Raw genomic sequence first — 23352 nt, forward strand, 5'->3', positions numbered from 1 at the left:
TTTTCAGTTTATCATTAACAGGGAGTATTTGGCAGGAGAGTTTGAAGATTAGAATTATATATGTTATTGATATAGTAGCTGTGTAAAAGTAAGAACGTTTCAACTTTCAATTTCCAGCTGTCCCTAGATTCTCCCTGTGTTGAACACAATTCCCACACAATTTATAGCCATGCATAAAAAAATCCACATCCGTATTGTTGATAAAACGGATGTGGGGATGTAAGGAGTATAATTTGTAGTGTATAGTTAGAATCGTTTAGAATTATTTCTAACCCAGGGGCGCGATTTTAAACCATCTGTTCAGCGAATCCCCGGCGGGCATCTGGAATCAGATGTTTTTGACGTTGATCGCCTTTGCACTCTTAGAAATTCTGCGGCTTATCCATTCGCCAAACACAACGGCGTGAAATTTTCTAAAGGCGATCCGTGCTTATATTTATCAGCCCCTCAATGAATTAATTGCTTATATGAATCGTCCGCTGAAAAAAAGCAAAGGCTGGCAGAAAGTGCCAATACCTGAGGTAAAAGAAATTTTTTTCGGAGAGAATTCCGCCATTGTCAAACCGATTTCGAAACAGTATCACATCAACGAGCAACATAAAAGTTTAAAAAAGGAACCTCCATTTTGGCTAACAATCATTTCTTTTTGCCCTTCAATGGGTTGATTTTACTGTTCTGAATGATTGTGGATACTATGCAACGCTAGTGGGAAAGCGGTTTTTCCGAGTGCAATTTGTTTTGCAGCTGAAAGATATTATTTTCTTGGTCTACTTAGAACGTTCTTTACTTCGCTTGGCAAAATCCCCATAAAATAATCTTCTGTATTATCCCAAAACCATTTTGAGTAATTCAAAATTTTCTCTCTTGGAGTGTTTCCTTCTTGTTCTTTCGTAAAAAGATATTTCAACATTTCAACACTTGTGTAATGCTTATCTTGCACATCTTTTAATATGCTATTTTGATAAAAATCTCCTTGCTTAATAGCTTTTTCTAATGGATAGATGGAGTTCATTCTTAAATATATTTGTGGGTTGTTGCCACCCACTACTTGATAGTTCAATAAATTTCTGCTCTCCCCAATTCCAAGCGCCGCTAATTTCGCATCTAATTCCGTACTATTTGCTCTTATACTGAATGAAAGCAGAGCGCCCTCATACTCTACAAAATTATTATTAGGCTTTAACGTTGCCAACAACCCCCTCTTGATAAAGGTCGTGAATAAATCTACTTCATTATGAATAAGGTACTTGGGTTTAGAATCTCCAGTGCTCGCACGCTCGTTTATGAATTTAATCTCTTTAATCTTCGAATACTCAAATGCTGCGTTAATGACTGTTTGTGCAAAAGTCATTGCCTCAAACCTATCAGCTATTTTTAACACTTTCATAAAATGGTATCCAAGATCATCAACCGAGAACTGTTTACCAGATATTTTGTAATTATTAACGAATGTTTCAAATGCCTGTAAGATTAAATTATACTCGGAAACAATAGACTCAACTGTTTCATTATTATTTAACCCCACTTCTACCCCTGATACATATATGAACTTCTCAAAAATAGATTTATGTTTCAGCTTCTCTCTTTCTTCTGCTGAATACAGTGAAAATTTAAAGCTTGGAAATGACATACTTCTATAATATTTCTCCCATATCTCACTTAAATTCACTTGATATATAGCAGAGTAAGTTTCACTCTGTATCTCGTATAATTTACTAAAATATTTCCCTAAATTTGAACGCGTTAATGTTCTTTCTAATTCAGATGTAACTAATATTAAATCATTTCCAAACAAGCTTCTTGGTCTCGCGACAAATGGTGAATATCCCAACTTATTTGGTGAAGAGAAGTCTTTCTCAATCATCAATAAAACTGTTTTCACTTTATTGTCCAATGAATCTTCGTCACGTTTATTTTGAACGAAGATATACTTAAAATCCTCTGGACTGATAATTAAGTTACGGTTATTATTTTTTTCTTTATATACTGATAAAACTTTTTTCATAACCTCTAAAATTTGGCTCTTTCTAATTGCTGACATGCCATAAAGTTGCTTAACCTCATTCATATCACGGTTTAGAAAGTCGATTATACCAAAACCATTAATAACTTTATTCTTATCCCGCGCTGCTCTTCCTATTTCTTGAATATAATCAACGACATTTCCAGTAGGAGCATAATGATAAACATTTGTAATATCAGGAATGTCGATTCCCATTCCGAACGCTTTAGTTGCTAAAACGTATTGTAAATCTCCGGTTATATATTGATATAAAACCTCGTCTTTTTCTTCCTTTTTAAGTCCTCCATGATATTTGCCCGTGATTTCAACAAGATTTGGTGCATTTTGAGTTAGAAAATTATTAAAATCCATCAACAACTTTACTGTTGGGAAATAAATTAATGATTTTTGTTTATTTTTATAAGCTCTTTCTATATGTCTCAAAGCTAATGTGTGTTTTGTTTTTCGATAATCCCTTCCTTCTTTTTCTAAATCTTTCTCACTACTTTTGACAATCATTAGTATCTCATCGCGACGAACTTTGCCAAAGTATGAGATTGGACTTATCATATTAAGGCTATTCCTTGTATCTAAGTACATATCTTCACGGCCTCCATAAATTGCCGTTGCAGTAAAAGTAACGATAGGGAACTTATACTCTTTTCTTAGCTTAGCTAGATAGATACCTAAATACCAATAGTCAGAACGGAAAGTTTTCCCCCAAGTAGTTACGATATGTGCTTCATCAATTATCACTACTCCAATATTTCTATTTCCGATCAGCATTTTTATATCGGATCGAGCTTGAAGCGTTTCAGGAGATAAATATAAAATGTCAACTTGTTGATTTTGAATTTTATCAAGTATACTTTCTTTTTCGTACGGCGGAGTATTCCCGTTTATTGTTGCTGAATTTTCAATCCCTTTTCTCTTCATGCTGTCAACTTGATCATTCATTAAACCAATTAATGGTGATATAACTAAAGTTAGAGGTTTATCATCTACATATTTATTTGCTAAATATAACGCTGGTATTTGGAACATCACCGATTTCCCCGCTCCAGTTGCCGCAGTTATATAAACATCTCGAAAATCTTCGCCGTGCATTGCTTTTTCTGCGTGAATGACAATATCATCTATAATTTGAGCTTGCGAAATTTCTATCGTTTCTTTATTTTGATTTTCTATATTCTTATAAAATTCAATTTCTTTAAAGTTTTCATACCCATAAATTTCTTTTAATATTTTTTTATATGCAAATTCATTTTCTATTACCTTTCTTTTTATAGATAATGTAGTGAAAAAAAATTTAAAATCAGAAATATTAGTAAGAATGTTTATTCGAGATAAATAGTTATTCGGTATTAACTCATCCGTTCCCGATAAAATACATAAAACATTCTTAGTTTTGTCTTTGGATATAGTGTTCATAATAAGATCTAAAAACGGAAGTTCATCATCTGATAATTCTATTTGAAGTATATTTTCTTCAGGATAATTTTCACTAAAGTTAACGTTATAATCTTTCTCCACAAAATACTTAAAGGTTAAAGGTTTGTCGTCGAATTCTGGGTATGTCACGTAATAATTACCGCTTTGTTTCGAATAATCTATTTGTCCATAGAACTTTGAGACGTTTTCCAATATTTTCATCTGATCATTTTCCAGTTCATTATCTTCTTGATAATACAAGTAATGATAAATGCTTTCTACGTTTGAAAGCGTGCCTTTGTAAGGATATTGCTTATTGAACAAATTATTTTCAATTACTACAACAGGCATTTTATTTATAGCTTTTTGATCTTTAAATAATTGATATTCTTCAATAGACATCCATAAATAAGAGTTTGTGAAAGTGCGATTTTGGATTATATCTTCAATAACCTGTTCCTTTAACATCGACAAATCTACTTTATCTAAATAACCAATATCAAACGAAAAATACTTTTTTTCTGTTTTTAATTCACTTGTATCAAATCCTTTTAAAACAATAATAGATGATCCATTTTGTTCAGTAATTTCCTCAATCTTTTTTTCAATGTTCATTTAAATACTCCCTTAATAGTCCAGATATTTTTTGTTTTTGGAGCTTTTTAAGTGCTTTGGCTTCTATCTGTCGAATTCTTTCTCTTGTTACATTAAATATTAGACCAATATCCTCTAATGTCTTTCTTTCCTCGTTTTTAAATCCAAAACGATAATTTAAAACTTGTGTTTCTCTCTCCGTTAAATACAATTGAAAAATGTCTCCAATTGTATTTCTTAACTCAATTTTTAAATACTCTACATCAGGTGTATTAAAATTTTCATCTAGAACAAATTCTCCTAGCGATGTCGTCTCCTCTTCCCCAACAAGGCGATCAAGACTATCCAAGTTACTTTGTGCAATATAAAAACGTAATTCTTCAATAACTTCGTTTGATTCCTTCATTTCTTTAGAAATCTCAAATGCTGTAGCAGGTCTAGCTAACTCATTCCACAATTCATTTTCAATTCTGATAAATTTATTCATTTTTTCTCGATAATGAACCGGTATTCGTATTGTTGTTGAATAATCCGCTATCCCTCTAGTAATCGCTTGTCTTACCCACCAAATTGCATAAGTTGAAAATTGATTGCCCAAAGAAACATCAAACTTTTCTGCAGCTTTTAGTAATCCAATTACGCCAACTTGATACATGTCCTTCTCATCAAACCCCACCGTTGATAGGCTTGAATACTTTCTAACAACTTTCCATACAAGTTTTTTATTCGCTTCAACTAAATTGCTAAGTGCCTTAATTCGCTTTAATTCATCGTCCGCATGTATTTGAGTTAAATATTCAATGTTCCTTGACTTATCGATAATTTCTTCAAGTGAATCAACATGGTTAATGAAACTTGTGTCATCTAATAATGAATCTAGATCATCTTCTAAAAGATAATCAGGTATATCAAAATCAGCATTTCTTTCATCCAGTAGTGTATCGTCAATAATTATATAATCTCTTTTTGCCAAATCGCTTAGAATACTCTCTTGAATATATTCATTAATACTGTTTTGATTAAACCAGTGTGTAAGAATACTTTTATTAATTTCATTATTTTGCTCAATACATTTAAACAACTTTAGTAACTTAGCTTTTAATGTAGTTTTAGGATGATCAATAATTTCAATTTTCAAAGAATCTAGTTCATCATAGACGGTAAATCTTTCTTCAATTTCAAGTGTGTATTCTTTGAACCATTGATCAACAATATCTTGCTTTATCTTACTTCCAAAACGCAAGTTATCATTAATATAAGAAAGTAAATCGTTTAGCTGATTGTTCATTTACGTCACTTCCTTAGTTTAGGAAATTTATTTTATTGTAGAGTGAGAATACCACTTCACCTAAGAATCCTTGAAAGTATTTTTTTTCAAAAAGTTTTTTAAACCTCTATTTCTCAAACCCTTTCTTAGCATTATTTACCACCTAGTAAATTTAGCACGCAGGATAAAAGCTCTTATTTATCAGGTTATTTTTTAAATACGTATTTAAATATATAATTAAAATCTTTCCTAGACTGTTTGTCAGCAATAATTTATTAAGAAACTTCTAAAAATGTTTTCTGACAAGCAATAATCGACAATTAAATGTCTACTTATATTTTGGAGATATTTCCCTTTAATTCTATCATTTAATTTAAGTAGAAATGCAGATTATTTAGATAATTATTTATGAATTTTAGTAAAATCACCTATACTTATTAGTAAGAGTTTTTTCCAGCCACCAAAACGTCAGAAAGGAACAGTGATTATGTAAATACTCCATTACAATCGATCTATTCAGGAAATTATCCCCAGTGCTTTTTCCGAACTGAAAATAGATAAATCGCAAATAAGCGATTTAATACAATTGTAATTAATAAACTGAATTGGACTTGACACAGGACATGATTTTTCTCGGAGATTAATATGGCTGAACATATGAAAACAGATCGCGATTGAGGCATCGCTTCCCAAGGAGCGGCACAATTAGTTGTGTGTAGCGTTTTCTACAGTACAACTTATAGTATATAGTCAAATTAAATCAGAATTGCTTCTTAACTTATGACATGGTTTAAAATTTTATTCTTTATTCGACTATAGTTTTTTAATTAAGAAACGATGATAGCATGTACCTTCTGGAAAACAAACAATTTAAAAGTGAAATTGTTCCTAAGACATTTGCAGAATCAGAAATGACGGAAGCACATATGGAAAATATTCTTGCAGCAAACCTCAACATGATTTTCAATGAAGAATCCATGATTGTTATCGGCAAGCAAGTTAAGAATGCAACAAATGGCCGGAGCGATCTCACTGTAATTGACCAGAACGGGAATATAGTTTTAATAGAAATTAAACGGGATAAAGCCGATGCTGTAAGCCGAAAAGAATCGTTTGAATCACAAGCAATCCGTTATGCTGCAAGTTATGCGACGATTAAAACCATTGAAGAAGCTGTACAAATTATCTATGCGTCTTATCTCAGGAAGTTAAGACCTTTAGATTTTCATTCAGATCAATCTGCATATGATTATGGTCTAGCGACTTTAAATGAATTTCTTGACAAGAATCACTCTAGAACTTCCTTTAACCAGAAACAACGCATTATACTCGTCGCTTCCGATTTTGATGTGCAGACTCTTTCCGCTTCAACCTGGTTAAAACAAAATGGAATTGACATCAGTTGCTTTAAAATGGTTCCTTATGAACTTCAAGGCCATCATTTTGTAAACATGGAAAAGGTGTTACCACTTGCGACTGATGAAGATTTTTTGGTAAACCTATACGTTAAGTCATCACCAACTAAAGTGATGACTGCTAGCAGAACCAAACGTGTCTTACCTAAAATAAAAGATATGCTCGAGTGGAAGGTAGTAAAAGAAGAAGATATCTTGGTAGCTAAAGACAGAGATATAAAGGCAGTTCTTTTGAGGAATGGAAATGTGAACTTTAATAATGAAGAAATGACTATGCAAGCTTGGTTGCGGGGAGTTTATGGATGGGCAAGTGTTCATACCTACGTTTTTGCAATCCATAAAGAAAGTGGTAAATCACTTTCAGAAATTCGAGAAGAGTACATGCAAAATTCTGAGGAATTTCAGGAAATGGATTAAAGAGATGCAATACTAATAATTCCATTCGTTATTATTTAATTGATATGGAATTATTAAGGCATCGTTCCCCAAGGACGCGATTCCATTTCCAGCAGTTCCCATATTTCCCCTGTGTCGCTCGCATTTATGTATATAACTTTTCAGATAAAAATACGAAAGCCATATCCGCTAACTTTTGAGGTTACTGTATACGGCAATTTTATCATGCAATTGTAGTGAATGAATTGAATTGGGTTTGACACAGCGAGGCAAAATTGGGAAGCGAATTTGATTTAGATTGTACTTACCCGTTTTTTATATGCATTATAATGTTTTCTTAAAAATCTTCTAAATTCTTCTGACTCAAAGTCATATAACTCATTTTCATGAAAAGTGAAATGAACTGCTCCAAACAATTTCGGGTCATCTGTCACCTTAACACCGTTCCTTCCTCTTTGATGTCCATATAATATATCCAATTCGGTTATATCGTCGAGGTGCAGTTCACCCTGCAAGTGATCCATTGATACAGACAAACTAGTCGGGTTCTCATCTATTTTCATCCAGCGTTTTTTCTCAGTTCCTACATTAACACTGACTCTGTTTGGGTTAGTTGGGCTGACATTCACCTTGACACCAGGAAATTGAGTGACTTGTTTTAAGAGTTCTTCTTTGAATTCATTACTTTTCATCGCGCTCACCCTCCATTTAAATTCATTTTATTATGTTCTATGTATCTGTTGATTAAATGCTTCTACAATCAATGATTTCAATTCGAGCAACTCGTCAGGGGCGAATTTTACTAAGTCTAGTATCGCTCCCCTGCCGATCCCATGCCTTGATCCTTCAACCCTCGGAAATACTTGAACCTTTCCTTGCTCTCGAAAAACTTTAACAACGTTTTTTTCCGATTTTTTAACAACAGGCCTTTCTGCTTCCCAATACTTAGTCATCTCTGTTCCCCCTTCCGCTATGCTCGATTTCAACCGCTATTTCTGTCATATCCAATAATGTCTTATATACATTTAAAATAGTCTGTGGATTTTCTAAATCACCAAAATGCTCTTTGATCGTTTTTAAAGCTTCTGCAGGTGTTTCCTCTAAAAAGGGGTGTACGTTATTTTTTATAAGTTTGCTTATTTTTTTATTTTCAGGAATAAAAATATGCAATGGGGATTCTATTTGCTCGAAGTCGTTATAGATTACTTCTCCAGATCTTCGAAAGAAGTCTTTAATATTGCTGATTGCTTCCACATAAAGAGTCGGTCCATGATCTTTAGGCATCACTGATTTGATATACCGCTCAATCTCTTCCCATCCATCTGCTTGAATATTTTTCAATAAATCTGAAGCAGTGACCAATTGGTATTGATTAATCGGACTATCTTCTTCATAAAGTTCCGCATCAACCACTACAAGCATCACTTCTGATACAGGAAGGCTCACTCCATGCATTCTTGAATAAAGCAATCGTGCGAGTTCATTTGAAGGCACCATCCAGTTTTTCCATTGTTTGATTGCATCCAACTTTCTATTTCTTACATATTGCCTTATTGTAACGATTGACATTGAAGTCACTTTCGCCACTTCTTCCAAAGTGTAGAGATCATTATTCCTGACTTGGACGGGCATCTCATTCACTATAAAATCTTCCAGATTAAAATAACGACTTGATGTTTCTTGAACCCCTAATAGAACTTTTCTTTGGCTTTCTGTTAACATTTAAACTCCTCCTTCACTTATATTCATTTATTATCACTTATATTCATTTATACATAAATTTGAGTTGTCTGTCAATAATAAAATATAAATAACAATCGATGAACGCTTCTAAACAATTTTTAAACTGAAAAAAATGAGCTCTTTATTACCTTGCTAGGGTGTAAGAGACTCGCTTTTTCTTCTTATATAAATAATTTCTCAATCCAATTTGAACTTAATTTCCCCAAGAACCGCATAATTTTAGTGTATCTACCCTGTGTCGCGCGCAATTATGTATATTTAACTTCTCAGATAAAAATCCGAAAGCCGTATCCGTTTACCCTTATGATTAATGAATACGGCAACTTCATCATGTAATTATAGTGAATGAATTGAATTGGGTTTGAGACAGGTAGCTGGTTTTATTAAGAGAAACTCTGAGCTTTTTCACCCTAAAAACGCATCAACTTCCCCAATCCCATATACCAACCAATAAATCAGCTTCGCCTCATCCTTATTCCCCTCCTGCAGACTGAGCCGCCTCGGAAAAGCACTCGGCTTCTTGCCTTCTTTCAGCAGTTTGAAAAGATGCGGATTGCGCTTCTTGATGAATTGTTTCATTTGGCTCCTTTCGTGAGGTTTGAGAACGCCGGTATGCAGATCGGAGAGATAGTGGAAATACATGCCGATTCCTGTATTGTCCTCCAAAGCAAAGCTATCCGTAAGATCACCCGCCTGCTCCCATTTTCCCGCACGGATATAAGCGCTCAGGAGCAGCCATTTCGCTCCCTGGTGGTCGAGCGGATTCTTATCTAGGATCTCCGTCAGCTGTTCAATCGCTTTGTCATATCTGCCTTGCTCCATCAGCCAGGCACTATATGAAAATAAAGCCCGCAGGAACGGCCGGTTCGGCACATAGCCCCAGAGCACGTCAAAACTGTCATCGAAAGTCAGGTAACCGGTTTTCAAAGCATTTAAATAATGAAGCTCTTTTTCAACATCGTGCTCCGCAAATTCCGCCATCAGCAAATTCGCGTCGCCGCTTTTTGGATCCAGTTCGAGCGCTTCCCGCGCCAGTCGTTCGCGTTCTTTGCCATCCTTTTCAAACGCTTCGTAGCAAAGCAGCTGAGCCTGTTCCGCATCCGTTTTCGGCATGAATTTCTGATTCGGCTGCTGCAGAATTTTGTTCATTTCAGCTTCCGAGTCCGCGTACGTCATACGCATCATCGTTTCCCACAGCCCACGCTCCGTCATCCGCGGGTCGGTTCCCATCTCTGTGACAACTTCCGGCATGATATACGGCTGACGGTATTGTTGTTGATCTTGAGGTTGAGCATTTTCATCCTTGTCCACCCGTTCAATTACAAACTCGCCGACCATGTCTCTGTATTTCGACAGGGTGCCAACGGTTGTTCCGAGCTCTTCCGCGATGATCTGCTGAGTCAAGTAAACTTCTTCAAACAGCCCGAAATCACTTGCCGCCTGCAGTATTCCCGCCGCCACTCCTTCCGGTTTCCGCGCCTTCACAGGCACTTCCTTCAGGAACGCAAACGCAATGCCCTCGATCGCTTCATTTTTCAAACCGTAGTCATCAATAAACCCGCTTACCAGTACCATGACTTCTTCCTGAAACGCCGATAATCCCAGGTCCGTAATCGCTTCCGCAAAAAGCCGGTACAAGTCCAGTGAATCGCTGACACCTTCCTTCAAGCGGGCTGCCAGCTTCTCAATAAGTGACTGCTGGAAAACTGGACTGGTCATCAAACCTTCCGCCGGCTGCAAAATCGGCTGGCCATCCCGCAGGCTGTGCATGACGATGCCAAAAGTTCACTCTCCAGGTTTTGCGTCACCCATGTTCGTTATTTGATGGACGTCTCCCGTCACTTTGTCGCGTATCTGAAGAATGCCATTTCCCACTTCCTGAACTTCAGCAAGCAGGTAAAATGGCTCTTCCCACAACGCCAGCACATCCAGCACACGCTGCCGTTTTTGCGTTTTCATTTTCCGGGTGATATAATTCCGCCAGATATCCGAACGGTCATGAAAAACAAACGCCTCAAATGCCAGCGCATCAATCGTAGCCTGGTCAAAGACCTTCGATAAAGCCGACTGCCAGCCTGCAAAGCGCTGAGTCAATTGATGAAACTCCTTCGGCTCCAGCCCTTCCTCCGCGAATCCGGTCATGATGCCATCCAGTTCCGTATCAATCACCTGCTGCAGATCCACCGCTTCTTCCCGGCCGCAGCATTTCTTATACTTCTTCCCGCTCCCGCACGGACACGGATCATTTCGTCCAACCTTGTCATCCCCTCGATTCATCAGCTTTTCTATAATCGTAGCGGGGTTTAGTGGGGGGGCAAGGGGCGTGTTGCTGTTCCCCAGATAATTAGGCATTTCTTTTCCAGATGTTCCCAGATTATTCCTGTGTCGCACGCAATTATGAATACTTAACTTCTCAGATAAAAATACGAAAGCCGAATTCGCTAACCCTTGAGGTTAATGAATTCGGCAATTTTATCATGCAATTGTAGTTAATAAACTGAATTGGATCTGACACAGGGAGGCGGTTTATGATTCATTTTCCAATGTAGCAGGTGTGGAATTGTCTAGAATATAAATTGAATCGTGTTGTCAGAATCGCACAAAATTGTTTTGCACAGGGACACGGTTTTTTTAAGATAGTGACTTGAATATCTTTTTCTAACCTCTTTTTGTTGTACTGTAATAATTGTTTAAGCTACCTTCTCCAATTTGTTCCGCTCATATCTATAGGTTCGGAGATTATATTTAATTGTTTAACTCTATACAATATACTATTTGTCCATGAGACCTTATCTTGATTAAACAAACAATAATTTTTCCCTTCTTCTAATGCACTTCTATATTCAATACCTTCAAAATCAAGGTATTTTGCTAACTCCCCAATATATTGAGTAGGTATATAGTTGAAATATTTAGTATCTTCATCAGCAGGCTTCGAGAGTTCCATATTTATAGTATTGGTTAACGAGTAAAGCTGGAATTGTTTAAAGAGAGTTTCGCCATGAAATGTGGTGTTGTTGAATGATGAGATTCTAATATCTTTTTTAATTTTTACAGTTGCAACTGAAATTTCTTTCCCCTTGTATGGTCTCACTTCTGCAATTGCGGTTTTTTCATTTGTGGTTAAATATAAGTAAGGGATTCCCTTTGGATTGATTCGCCCCTCAGATGCTAAATACTTGGGAGGACTCATAATTTGGTCATCTTCATATGGTAACCCATGACTATTCTCTAGCTTCCCTAATCTTGCACGATAAAGGAGCTTGTCTGCTTCCAAATACATTTCATTTTTTTTTATTATTTCAGTAAGCAATTCTTTTAGCTCACTTACAATTCCAAAACCAAAACGGTTGCCGTGCTTAATGTCTTCTTTGAAATTATCCCATGTTCGAATTATACTATCTTCAAACCTAACGCTAAAAGTTCCTTCTAATAAATCTTTCCCTATGCTTTTACGAAATAAATAGAATAAAAGTTCTTTCGCAGAAATAGGTGATAAAGAATTACTTAATAAGTCTATTTGTTTAGTGAAAAACCTTTCTAATTCAAAGCCAGCATCATGCGGCAAAAATTTATGAGCAAAAATAAACAGTTTACTATCAAAAAAGCCATCTTGAACATCAATAGTAAATACTTTTTCAGATTTACAAAATGAACAGTTTCCCATAATACCTTCTTTTTTAATATAGGTAATAAACGGTTCGTAATTAAAGCATTTTTCACAGCAAACTTTCATCAAAATTTCCTCCTTTGAAGTTAATATCCTGTCACATTTGATACCGTCGTAATGAACTTCGCTTCCCTGAGACCCATACAATTCCCAAACAATTTATATAGATGAATAAAAAGAAAGAACCACAACCGAAATGTGGATGTAGCCGGTGTGGCTATGCATATAGTCTAAATTAAATTTCGCTTCCCAGAAAGCGACAGAATTAGTTGCGAGATTGTTTCTAGTAAGTATACCATCCTGTATTCCTTAACAAGCTCTTTCATAGCGTTATCATTCTTTTCAGTTTATCATTTACAGGAAAGTATTTGGCAGAAGAGTTTAGGGGCAGGATTCTCTTTCTTATGAATAAAAAATGATCATTTGATAATTAGAAACATTCTAAGATGTATTTCCATCTGTCTCCAAATGTTCCCTGTGCTCCGTACAATTCTTTTACGCTTTATATGGATGAATAAAATGAATAAACCACACCCGCAAATTGGCAACTTAGCTAATAACCTTTATTAATTTCTAATGAATTTACTGAGCAAGATTTAGCGTAAAAATTAAACTTATTCATCGCGTCAGCTAGAGTCCCCAAAGCATAATATCCTTCTTTAGAACGTCCAATACTTCCTATTAAAGGTGACGATAGAAACTGAAGCATTTCAGATATTTCTGTTAGTAGTGGAGGTGAATCAAACTTCTTGTAAGATCTCAACGATCTATAAATATCTTTATCGTGAAGAAGTCCCTCTGTTACTGGATCTAAACTTTCCTCAATCAAACACTCCATAACTGTTTGTAGCAGAATTCCAGATCTGTGAATCTCTCGACGGTCTTCTTCGAGGATACTTACATTAACTTTTCCTCTTTGAGAAAATATCTTTTTGTATGAGTTTACTAGAAGTGGTATTTCATTATGAAGTCGAATTAAAGTTTCTAAATCCTCAATATCTATTAAGGCAACCTCATGTTCAATAGCTCTTTTAATTAACCGTTCTCCTTGAAAAGAAAATCCAATTACTGCTATAAAATCTGCTCCATGCATTTTTCTATGATCTTTTAATGTGTCAAAGTTAATCAGTCCTTCTGTCACTGATCCTGATTGAGTTGATTTTGCATCGACAGTTACACTAAAAGAATATTTCGGAATGCTAGGTGACTGTATAAAAACATCTGTTTTTCCGGAACCTCCATGCCTTACCACATTAAACCCTAATATGGAGAGTGCTGATGCTATAGCTTTTTCAAATCTTATGGGATTAGAAGACTCTTTAGAAGCTAAGCGAAGCTCTGTTAAATAATCATTAACAGTTAGATTATCTTCTATAATTTCTACTTTTTTTGTTATTTCATTTACCTTGGGTAATTCTCGACTTTTCTGTAATACACCTTCTTTAAGAACATTTTTTCCTCTTTGTGTTAGAGCATACTTCCCAGGAGTTTCTTCTTGTACAAGTAAAGCCAGTTGCATAATATTGATTCTCTTTCTTATTTCATCTATTCTTTCGGTTTCAAAACCATAGGATACTTTCGCAATTACAGCAAGTTCTTTAAAATTTAAACTTTCTCTCTCAAGTTCTTTCAGTAATTCGAATATAAATAATACATTAACGTGCAAGCAGTACACTAAATCTACGGGTGATTTATTAATTAGCCATTTTTTTGCTAATGAGGTAGCTTGATATGTATCTCTAGAAGTCCGTTCTAAAAAATTTAAATTTGTCATAGTCGTTGCAAATGCATTAGCTGAAGAAATTGCTATATTATATGTTTCATGTGAATATTTCAGAAAAGTCTCCCTATTAACGCTGGAGTACATTAATTGAATAAAGCCATCAAATGTTTCACATATTTCTGGAATACTACCTGGAATATAACCTACAGAGGGCTTTCGAATAATTGGTTCTTCTGACTTCTTTTGGATTAAATTCTCCGCCCAACTAGAAACAGGTACCTCCAGTTCGTTAATTGTTTTGTCACCAAGAACTTCGATATCATCAGGATTTACACAACTGATATTTTCTAAAAACTTCTTCCCTTCCTCAGTTAAATAATACGTATTTTTAAAATCATTAAAACTTACTAAATCTAATTGTCTAAACCAGGTTAATCTATTTCCTACTTCCGATTTAGTGTTCCAATTCAATTTATAATCTTTATTTGCTATTGTAAGCAATTCATTAGAAGTTAATGGATTCTCAAGCTGCACAAGCAATTCGGCCATAAATCTTATGTTGGCACAGAATATAGCCATTAAATATAAATCATCTTCGGACTCTAGAAGTTTTCTTCCCTCATTTGAAATCTTCCATACTCTATCTTCTTTGTAGATTACTCCTAGGGGTCTTAACCATATACACAAATTTTCTAGAGTCGAATTACTAGTGCTTCCTGAGAACTTCATTTTAGTATTGTAAGGAACTTTCTCTGTTAAGGCTTTTAAAATTGCCCGTATAATTGCAAACTGTCCTAAATCACCTCTTGGGATCTTAGGCATGGAAAAAACTTTAGCATTCCACTCTCTGTGTTCTGGATATTCACTTGGGTTGACTGTAAACACTATAATCACCTTCTGACTTTCTTATGAACTTATATATAAATTATTTTAATGATAACACTGACATACTTCATCTTGAATTTCTGGACAATATGGATACATATGCTCTATTTTACTCTTTAGGAAGAGCGTCTTAGCCAAGATCGTTATGTGTCACTATGTACACGGGAAAATTGAAATCAAAAACACCCGCTATGACGACTCTCGGAATTTTTCGACTTCTCTTTTAGTGTTCCACTTCCTTGTCTAATCTGCCAACAACACAATACCTTTTAATAGAAATATCCTAGTGAATTTCACGAGAGAGTTTAATACTTTAAAATCGAATTTCCATCAAATAGAATATCTGTTTTTCTTTAGTATAAGACGCTTTCCATTCTTGTTATAACCCTTCTTGTTATAACCCTAAAAGCCGCCTCCTCAATTCCTCATCACTCGCATAAACATAAAGCCCCTTTATCCCTCTCTTCATCAACACATTAATCGAATTCAATATGATTTGTTCTTTCGCTCTTTCAACATTTTCAATGCCATCTTTTCCTCTAAAAGCTTCGGTATCGCTATATTTTTCAGTAATGATCTTCAAGCAATCATTCTGTTCATCATAAGTAACTGACGGACCCAATATCACGCCTACATAATTCAGATCGAAGCCTTGAATCGTATAGATGGATCCCGCTTCTTTGATTGTCTCCGGCTTTTCTGCCCAAGTGTTTTTGGTATCGGTGGAATTCCAGGGAATTTCTAGACTGTCTTCTCTAATGTAGTATTGCTCGCCGTCTTTCTTATGTTCATAATCGAATGTCGAAACCACTCTGGAGAGTCCGTGTTCTTTATTCTTTTCCACTATGGCATTATGCATTTCTTTTGCAGAATCGAATATTTGAAAATCATACAGCTTATCTTTCGGAAGCTTGCCAATTCGTTTCTCTACAAAATTATCGATCCAGTTGATCACATCGTCTCCAGCATTCATGCGGAACTGTTCTTTTAAAATATAGGGCTCTTCGGTTTGATGGTCGAGCACTACGTTTTTCAGCCGCTCCTCGTCCCAATAGCTTTTCAGTTTTAAGACCTGTTTTTCATCGTAGACAACGATGACGACTTTGCTGTGCTTGATGATTTCTGCCAGTTGATTGTCTTCATTGAATCCATTAAAAGCATCCGCTCTGCTCAGCAATAAATGTGCTTCGTCGACCAAAACCACATCCGCTTTTTCTGCAGCTTTCTTTTGTTTGTTAATGAAACTTGTAGGCTTGTCAAAGTTATTCTTTTTAAGAAACTTCACATTGGAAGCAATGTTTTTATACGTTTTCAGCGTTTCTGAATGATTGACGAGCAAATAATTCTTCGTTTGATGAAGACTGGAGTTTTTATCAGCCGCCAGCTCCTGGATGCTGTTGAATACGGAACTTAGGACTACACTCTTCCCTACACCGGCTTCGCCCTTGACCATGAATACAAACGTTTCATCATCATTGATGTGTTGTTCGCATACTTCCAGAATTTTTGTTTTAAGCTCGAGCTGCGTCATCGTCAGCTCTTTAAAAGGAGAAAGTTTGAATATATCCCTGTTTTCAATTACGTGAGCAGGGTTATTAACCATTTCCCTTTTCAATAGTTCTTTCCATATATCATTGAATATCTCTTCGTCGTAGAATTTCTTATTATGATAGTTGTGCGTTACGCTTTGTGCAGTCTGACTCTTATTCTGCAGTTTATAACGGTCATCACCTAAGAAGTAATTAATCAATTTAGTTTCCAGGTTATAAGTAGCTGAGCGATGAAACTCCTCGTGAATAATGAGGGTCATTTTCTCTAAGTTTTTCCGTTCCTTATTATTTAAATGCGATTTCATTCGATTTTTAAACGCTACCGTTTCTCCAATATATACAGTCGTATTATTGTTAAGAAAATAGACCACCGGGTAATCAAAATAACGTTCATTTTTGATTTGATTCAAGGAACCTCTATTAAAATCCCATGTTTTTAGTTCAACTAATCCCATATTTATCGTGCCTTTCTAACTATTGATTAGAGTAGAAAAAATCTTCTATATACCGAAAGAAATTCTTATTAGAAAAAGACATGACTATAACTACATTTCATTTATCATTACCTTAATATTAGCATTATTTAACTATCTTTTTACTACTTTTGGAAAATTTTTTGTAATTAGTATAGTGCTATTTTTTATATAACCTTGCGAACTATTTAGATGCTTATTTCTACGGAGTTCTAAGTGTAATTTGATTGTATTACTTCAATTTTCCAACCTGTCTTATTCCTTCTTAAAAGTTGTTGCTTACAATAGATAAAGTAAAAGATGAGGAGTTTTAAATTTTGCTCCATAAGAAAAAGCGAACCCATTTGGATTCGCTTTTTCTATTTATTCTTCTCCCTCAACTCTCCAACTTCAAATCCGCAAAAAGCAAACCCCATTCATGAATTTCATAGTTCCGTGCACCGCTCAGAACAAAAGGATCTTGTTTGACAAGAGCCTTGCAATCTTCATAAGTTTCAGCATTGAATATTACCAAACCGCCTGAGCCGTCAACAAAGCGGCCGAATGCCGATACATGGCCGGCTTGCTTCATTTCATCAAGGAACGCTAAGTGTGCCGGTCTTTCCTGATCCGATTTTTCCTTATCCACTAAAGGCAAAAGAACTGCGTAATGAGCCATTAGATCCATTTCCCCTTTTCGATAGTTTTACTTTCATTAAAGCCATTCTTTCAATGATTCTTTTAAAACTCCTCATGCGTAGCCGGATCCATATTATTCAATCTGCCGTCCGGCTGGGACAATCCTGCTATCGCACTCATTTCGGTTTCACTTAAAGCAAAATCAAAAATATTTATGTTTTCCCGCTGCCGCTGTGGAGAAGTGGAGCGCGGAATCGAAACCGAGCCGATCTGGTGATGCCAGCGCAGCACAACCTGTGCAATAGTCTTATTGTGGTTCTCGGCAATCTTGCCGATCGTTTCATTTGATAGAATGTCTGCTGACTTGGCAAGCGGGCTCCACGACTGCGTTTGGATGCCCCGTTCCTCATGAACTTTCCGCTGCTCTTCCTGGTTGAAGAACGGATGCAATTCAACTTGGTTCAAGCTCGGCGTCACTCCGGTCTCCTGTATAATGCGCTCCAGGTGCTCCGGCAAGAAGTTGCTCACACCGATCGAGCGGACAAGTCCCCATTTCTTCGCATCAATCAGCGCCTGCCACGCTTCCACGTAGTGGTCTTGCCTTGGAAGCGGCCAGTGAATGATATACAAATCCAGGTAATCCAGCTTGGAACGGTACAGTGATTCCTGAATCGCAACCAATGCTTTTTCGTATGTATGATAGCGGCCCGGCAGCTTGGACGTAATCCACAATTCCTCGCGGGAGATGCCGCTGCGCTTGATGCCTTCCCCGACCGCTCCTTCATTCTCGTAATTGTACGCCGTGTCAATCAGCCGGTAGCCGGCATTGATTCCGCTGCTAATGGCGTTTGCTCCTGCATTGCCCCAAAGTCCATATGTACCCAGTCCGGTAACCGGCAAGGTTGTTCCGTCGTTCAGCGTCACTTCTGGTATTGCTTTTTCCATTAGGTTTCACTCCTCTCGTTTCTAAACTTAAGATTACTCCTGGACGGTGGTAAAATCAAACAATTCTGTAATTGGCACTAAAGTGGAACAGTGAGAGAAAAATCAGCTTCTTCTCTTTTGCAAATAGAATTTTTTCGCCGCCCTCTTTAAAACAATCAAAACCGGGTATAGAACCCTATACCCATTCGAAGATTTTATTCCCCAAGGAGGAATACGATGCATTATCAACTCAATCTCCATCTGGCAAGCGAAAAGAAGGATTATTACTGGCTGTTCAATAGCCAGGAGGACACGGTGACGATTTTCAATGAAGTGATTGAGACCTTCAAGCATTATGAACCACAGAACACGAAAGCGTTCATGAAGGAAAAGCAGCGCGAGATCGACGAGACCGGCAGCAGCAATACGGTCCAGATCGAAGTTGTCAAAGTGGATAAGGAAGCCATCATCCGCTCCGCTTCCTATAACGAGATGGTGTACGAAGGCCGGCACTTCAAGGCGATTTACAACATCCTAACCAACCGGCTCGGTCCGCCGGAAGAAGAGTCGATCGCGTAAAAACTCCCCTTCAACAGACTGACACGTTCTGCTTGAAGGGGAGTTTTGGATTTGTTTTAGCAACTTATGATTCGATATTCAACAACTTGATCAACCGGATGACTTCTTCATCGCCACCCACGTCAACGGCTACTAGTTCTGTATTGTCGATGATCTCTGCGTAGAACTCTTCACCCGCCGGATACTCGCCGTCCCAGCGCAGCGGCACGTTGTAGACATTGATGGTGCCGTCACCGTTGCCGCTATACGTGATGGACCCGTCCACCAAGCGGGATCCCGCCAGCTGGATGACGTCTTCCGGATAAGTGCCGCTGGTTTCGTCATCGGGATTCAGCGGCTCGCCTGCCGGAATGGGCTGGACGTACAATCCGTCGATATCCTGGTTCGCCCCAAGCTGCAGCCAGACTCTGGCGTATTCGATTTCTTCACTTGAGTATTGGGATAGCGCTCCTTTGCCTTGTTGGTCCTTTGCGGTTTTTGTGGCGTCACTAGCTGTTTTTGTCTGGATGGATTCTTCTGAAGAAGAGCCGTTTGTTTTCTCCATATCCTTTTCCTCCGTTTCATTTGCCGGTTCGCTTTCCGCTGTTCCAGTCGCATCTTTAGATTCTGCAGCAGGGCTGTTCCCTGAAGGAGCCGTTGCGGATTCTTGGCTGGCGCAGCCCGTTAAAGTTACTAAAGCAGCCAAAATCCATAAACCCTTCATTATCCCTTTCATTTCGAACCTCTTCCTTTCAGCAACGCAGAATGATCCTATCCACCTGATCCTCACATCCTTCCTGCCTCTAGTGATTTATGTTGTTTCATCCCAAGACACCGATCAGCCGATTCCAGAAGCTTTGATTACGTCCATTTTAACAGGTACGTTTCAAGCATTCATGCACTTTTTGATGCCAGCTGCAAATATATTTCTATCTGGTTCTTACATATATTCCCCTAAATCTTGAAACTCTTTTCTTGTTATTCCGTATTCTAGACCAAGGGAGGTTTTACCATGTCTGGAGATTTGTTTATGTTATTGCCCATCATTTCAATTTTGTTTTCATTGATTCCGCTTGCGGTGGGAATTTACGTGGTTTTCGCTTTTTTGAAGCAAGGCAAAGAGCGCAATTCCTTATTGAAGGAAATTGCGGAGGAATTGCGGAGAAGGTGAGTTTGCAGGAAAGGGCTGGTCAATATGGGATTGTTCCGTTTTTTGTTTTTCAAACGAAAATGCCTTGTCTATACGGCGTTTGGCAATAAGATGTATTTGGATGCGGCGAATAAATTCACCGAACATGAGGTCTCTTATGATACGGTGATTCGCGGCGGCGCCAATGCCCATTCGGCTATGAACGGGGCTTCGCCTAGCTTCAATAATTTCAAGGCGAGTCCATCGCAATATGATTTCTATGTAGCAAAAGAAGATGAATACCGCGCACAGCAAGCTCTCCATCGTTGAGCTTGCTTTTTTGTTTTCACTTCCTCCCTTTCAAAGGCATGAGTTTCGAAAAGATTTTTTTTGGGATTAGTAAAGAGAGCCCAAATTCATTACAATAAAGTTAACAAAAGCATAAATTTCATTGATTCGGGGTGTTGGGTTTGTACAAGTTACCGAAAAAGCATTTTTGGCACGGACGCGTGGACAGCGAAACCGACCGCAGCAGTTTCCGTTTTCATCAGACAATCGAATTTATGGACACGTACGATGTGCCGGAGGGCGCATTTTCCATCATCGGCTTTGAGTGCGATGAAGGGGTGCAGCGAAACGGCGGGCAAGCGGGAGCCGCTGACGCCGCGAATGAAATCCGCCGTCATCTGGCGGATCTCCCGTACCACCTCGGCGACCGGCAGACATTTGATGTCGGGTCGGTGATGTGCAAAAACAACGAACTGGAAAAAGCCCAGCGCGAACTCGGCAACCACGTCAGCCTTTTGTTGGCAAGCGGCTCGGTTCCCATCATTTTAGGCGGCGGACACGAAACGGCTTACGGACACTATTTGGGGCTTCGCCGAACTGTCGGACCCGATGCGAGAATCGGCATCATCAACATCGACGCGCATTTTGACCTGCGCAAGGCGGCGCGCCCGAACTCCGGCACCATGTTCCGGCAGATTTTGGAACAGGACGGCAACGCAGGCTATCTCTTCCTCGGCATCCAGCCGCTTGGCAACACGAAAACGCTGTTCAACTATGCAGAAGAGCTGGGCGTGGAATACGTTCTTGCGGAAGCCCTGACCTTACTGGAATTGCAGAACACACAAAGGATTATCGACTCGTTCTGCGAGAACTACGACCATATCCTGATCACGCTTTGTATGGATTCCATCACCTCACTTTATGCGCCGGGCGTCCTTGCCCCTTCCCCGTTCGGGCTCGATCCGGCGGTGGTGCGCCGGCTCTTGTGGCACATCGTCTCCAACGAAAAAGTGCGCAGCTTCGATGTATCCGAAGTGGATCCAGCGTTAGACGACAATGGCAAGACGGCGAAGCTCGCCGCGTACCTGGTCGCTGAAGTGATGGCCGCTTTTCATTGAAGGGAACAGAAACGCTCCAGCTCCAAATGGCTGAAGCGTTTTTATGTGGAGTTATTGGATAGTGGTGTCGCTATCTATGGAAGAAAGTCGGTTGGAAAAATTTTCTTCCTGAAGTTTTCGGGTTCTTACATGAAATATTCGGGTTTCTTCATGCGCTCTATCGGTTCTAACATGACGTGTCGAGTTTTCTACATGAACTTTCTCTTGTTCTACATCACTTTCCAGAAATTCGTCTCTCCAAGAGCGAAGATCAAAAACAATAAGGAATCTGTTCGCCGGGCGAACAGCTTTTTATTCCTTAGCGTCACTTCTTACAGAAAAAATTGCTTGGAAAAAATTGCTTCATGAAGTTTTCGGGTTCTTACATGAAAGATTCGAGTTTCTTCATGCACTCCATCGCTCCTAACATGACGAGCCGAGCGCTCTACATGAACCCAGTCTTGTTCTACATCACTTTTTAAAAAAGCCGCGTGTAACTTCTTCCCGCTTCACCCGTATCTATACTATAAGCGACAACGCTTTATTCAACCGGAGGTGTTCACATGCCGATATGCCAGAATTGCACCCATAAGTGGAGTTGGAAAACAACATTCAAGAAGACCCTTAAGATAAATAATGGAATGATTTGCCCTGTTTGCGGGGCCAGGCAATTTGCCACGGCAAAATCCAGAATGCGGGTAGGCCTATTGTGTTCCATCATTGCCCCGTTTCTAATTTTGTCTTCTTATTTTTTCCACTTGTCTACCAAAGAGCTGATCGTGATAGGTCTCCCGTTGACCATAGCAATCACATTGGTTTCTCCTTTTCTGTATGAGTTATCGAATAAAGAAGAACCACTTTGGTAATGCTCTCCTGTAAATGAAATCGGTAAGTAACCGGTTAGATTTCATTCCATAATGCTTTTAAAATAACTGCATAATCATTTTATTACTATGAACCACTTCTCCAAAATTTAATGTTAGATAAACTGACAAAACCATTAAATTTCTTTCTATTCATCAAATTTTCTCTCAAAACCTCGAAATTTCATCACTTCAATGTTAGAATACATAACATGAAGAGAATTTCACAGAGGCGGGTGAGTCATTTGATTGAGTCTTTACGAGATAAAAAAGTTATGATGATTGGCACTGTGGCTGAGATTACGGGATTGTCGGAAAGGCAGATCCGTTATTATGAACAGAAACAACTGATCTTTCCTTTCAGGACAGCAACCGGCAACCGGAAATACTCGTTTTCCGATATTGAAAAGCTTATCGAGATTGCAGAAAAAGTGGAAGAAGGCGTCCGCACAAGCGAGATACTGGAAGACCTCAACCGAGCTGAAAGGAGCTCCATTTCAAACAAAGAACTGATCCAAGGCCAGATCAACTCCCATTTCCGGCAAAGCGGAAGAAAGTGAACGTTCATGTTTCTTCGGCTAATGGTCTACAAATTTTCTTTTTCATTTACATAACACGCTTCTTCAGCCGCTCAAATTATTCCGTTGTCCCAGTAAACCTTAATTTTCCCGGCTCATGCCAAATCGTTCTTTTCCTCGGTCCACCATAAACCGCAAACAAAAACCA

The 23352-nt window shown here is 38.1% G+C and carries 20 protein-coding genes and 1 pseudogene; 7 read left to right on the forward strand and 14 right to left on the reverse strand.

What is annotated here, in order from left to right; all coding sequences use genetic code 11:
* Positions 1-754 precede the first annotated feature (754 nt).
* Positions 755-4048: a DEAD/DEAH box helicase gene (locus FQV30_RS13210; RefSeq protein WP_146500619.1), complete on the reverse strand. Its 3294-nt coding sequence runs from the start codon at positions 4046-4048 to the stop codon at positions 755-757.
* Positions 4038-5315, reverse strand: a complete 1278-nt coding sequence (locus FQV30_RS13215) for a sigma-70 family RNA polymerase sigma factor (protein ID WP_146500620.1) — start codon at positions 5313-5315, stop codon at positions 4038-4040. The genes FQV30_RS13210 and FQV30_RS13215 overlap by 11 nt, the downstream gene beginning before the upstream one ends.
* Positions 5316-6205: 890 nt before the next feature.
* Between FQV30_RS13215 and FQV30_RS13220 the strand changes: the two genes are divergently transcribed.
* Entirely contained in the window at positions 6206-7126 is a 921-nt protein-coding gene (locus FQV30_RS13220; protein ID WP_255473459.1) for a hypothetical protein, read from the forward strand.
* A gap of 272 nt (positions 7127-7398) precedes the next feature.
* Here the strand turns inward: FQV30_RS13220 and FQV30_RS13225 are convergent, their stop codons facing one another.
* The 11 genes and pseudogenes from FQV30_RS13225 to FQV30_RS13270 form a co-directional block, all read right to left on the reverse strand.
* Complete coding sequence (locus tag FQV30_RS13225) at positions 7399-7797, reverse strand: hypothetical protein (protein ID WP_146500622.1); 399 nt, start codon at positions 7795-7797, stop codon at positions 7399-7401.
* Positions 7798-7827: 30 nt separating this feature from the next.
* Positions 7828-8058: a hypothetical protein gene (locus FQV30_RS13230; protein ID WP_146500623.1), complete on the reverse strand. Its 231-nt coding sequence runs from the start codon at positions 8056-8058 to the stop codon at positions 7828-7830.
* Complete coding sequence (locus tag FQV30_RS13235; protein WP_146500624.1) at positions 8051-8827, reverse strand: helix-turn-helix domain-containing protein; 777 nt, start codon at positions 8825-8827, stop codon at positions 8051-8053. Before FQV30_RS13235 ends, FQV30_RS13230 begins: the two co-directional genes overlap by 8 nt.
* 426 nt (positions 8828-9253) lie before the next feature.
* Positions 9254-10567 carry a tetratricopeptide repeat protein gene (locus FQV30_RS13240; RefSeq protein WP_186725654.1) on the reverse strand — a complete coding sequence of 438 codons (1314 nt, stop codon included), beginning with the start codon at positions 10565-10567 and terminating at the stop codon, positions 9254-9256.
* A gap of 66 nt (positions 10568-10633) precedes the next feature.
* Positions 10634-11032: a hypothetical protein gene (locus FQV30_RS18000; RefSeq protein ID WP_186725668.1), complete on the reverse strand. Its 399-nt coding sequence runs from the start codon at positions 11030-11032 to the stop codon at positions 10634-10636.
* Between the two features lie 9 nt (positions 11033-11041).
* Positions 11042-11200, reverse strand: a pseudogene (locus tag FQV30_RS18375) (SEC-C metal-binding domain-containing protein); the annotation flags it as partial.
* A gap of 343 nt (positions 11201-11543) precedes the next feature.
* Positions 11544-12584 (reverse strand): RES domain-containing protein, encoded by a 1041-nt coding sequence (locus FQV30_RS13250; protein ID WP_146500626.1) that lies wholly within the window; start codon positions 12582-12584, stop codon positions 11544-11546.
* Between the two features lie 487 nt (positions 12585-13071).
* Positions 13072-15126, reverse strand: coding sequence for a restriction endonuclease (locus FQV30_RS13255; protein WP_146500627.1), 2055 nt, complete (start codon positions 15124-15126; stop codon positions 13072-13074).
* A 394-nt stretch (positions 15127-15520) separates the two neighbouring features.
* Positions 15521-17131 (reverse strand): DUF2075 domain-containing protein, encoded by a 1611-nt coding sequence (locus FQV30_RS13260; protein ID WP_146500628.1) that lies wholly within the window; start codon positions 17129-17131, stop codon positions 15521-15523.
* Between the two features lie 394 nt (positions 17132-17525).
* Positions 17526-17807, reverse strand: a complete 282-nt coding sequence (locus FQV30_RS13265) for a YciI family protein (protein ID WP_146500629.1) — start codon at positions 17805-17807, stop codon at positions 17526-17528.
* Between the two features lie 62 nt (positions 17808-17869).
* Positions 17870-18712 (reverse strand): aldo/keto reductase, encoded by an 843-nt coding sequence (locus tag FQV30_RS13270; RefSeq protein WP_146500630.1) that lies wholly within the window; start codon positions 18710-18712, stop codon positions 17870-17872.
* Positions 18713-18928: 216 nt separating this feature from the next.
* Here FQV30_RS13270 and FQV30_RS13275 point away from each other — a divergent pair, with 216 nt between their 5' ends.
* Positions 18929-19270, forward strand: a complete 342-nt coding sequence (locus FQV30_RS13275) for a hypothetical protein (RefSeq protein ID WP_146500631.1) — start codon at positions 18929-18931, stop codon at positions 19268-19270.
* Positions 19271-19334: 64 nt separating this feature from the next.
* Here FQV30_RS13275 and FQV30_RS13280 read toward each other — a convergent pair whose 3' ends face one another.
* Complete coding sequence (locus FQV30_RS13280) at positions 19335-19985, reverse strand: hypothetical protein (RefSeq protein WP_255473460.1); 651 nt, start codon at positions 19983-19985, stop codon at positions 19335-19337.
* A 276-nt stretch (positions 19986-20261) separates the two neighbouring features.
* On the opposite strand from FQV30_RS13280, the gene FQV30_RS18005 reads away from it, so the two are divergent.
* The 5 genes from FQV30_RS18005 (at position 20262) to FQV30_RS13300 (ending at position 23186) form a co-directional block, all read left to right on the forward strand.
* Positions 20262-20420, forward strand: a complete 159-nt coding sequence (locus tag FQV30_RS18005; RefSeq protein ID WP_186725656.1) for a hypothetical protein — start codon at positions 20262-20264, stop codon at positions 20418-20420.
* A 24-nt stretch (positions 20421-20444) separates the two neighbouring features.
* On the forward strand, positions 20445-20708 hold the full coding sequence (locus tag FQV30_RS13285; protein WP_146500633.1) for a hypothetical protein: 264 nt from the start codon (positions 20445-20447) through the stop codon (positions 20706-20708).
* A gap of 140 nt (positions 20709-20848) precedes the next feature.
* Positions 20849-21784, forward strand: a complete 936-nt coding sequence (gene hutG, locus FQV30_RS13290; RefSeq protein WP_146500634.1) for a formimidoylglutamase — start codon at positions 20849-20851, stop codon at positions 21782-21784.
* Positions 21785-22326: 542 nt separating this feature from the next.
* Positions 22327-22629, forward strand: coding sequence for a TIGR04104 family putative zinc finger protein (locus FQV30_RS18380; protein ID WP_146500635.1), 303 nt, complete (start codon positions 22327-22329; stop codon positions 22627-22629).
* A 209-nt stretch (positions 22630-22838) separates the two neighbouring features.
* Complete coding sequence (locus tag FQV30_RS13300; RefSeq protein WP_146500636.1) at positions 22839-23186, forward strand: MerR family transcriptional regulator; 348 nt, start codon at positions 22839-22841, stop codon at positions 23184-23186.
* The last annotated feature ends 166 nt before the right edge of the window (positions 23187-23352 follow it).

Source organism: Planomicrobium sp. CPCC 101110 (assembly GCF_007859395.1).
Classification (GTDB): domain Bacteria; phylum Bacillota; class Bacilli; order Bacillales_A; family Planococcaceae; genus Planococcus.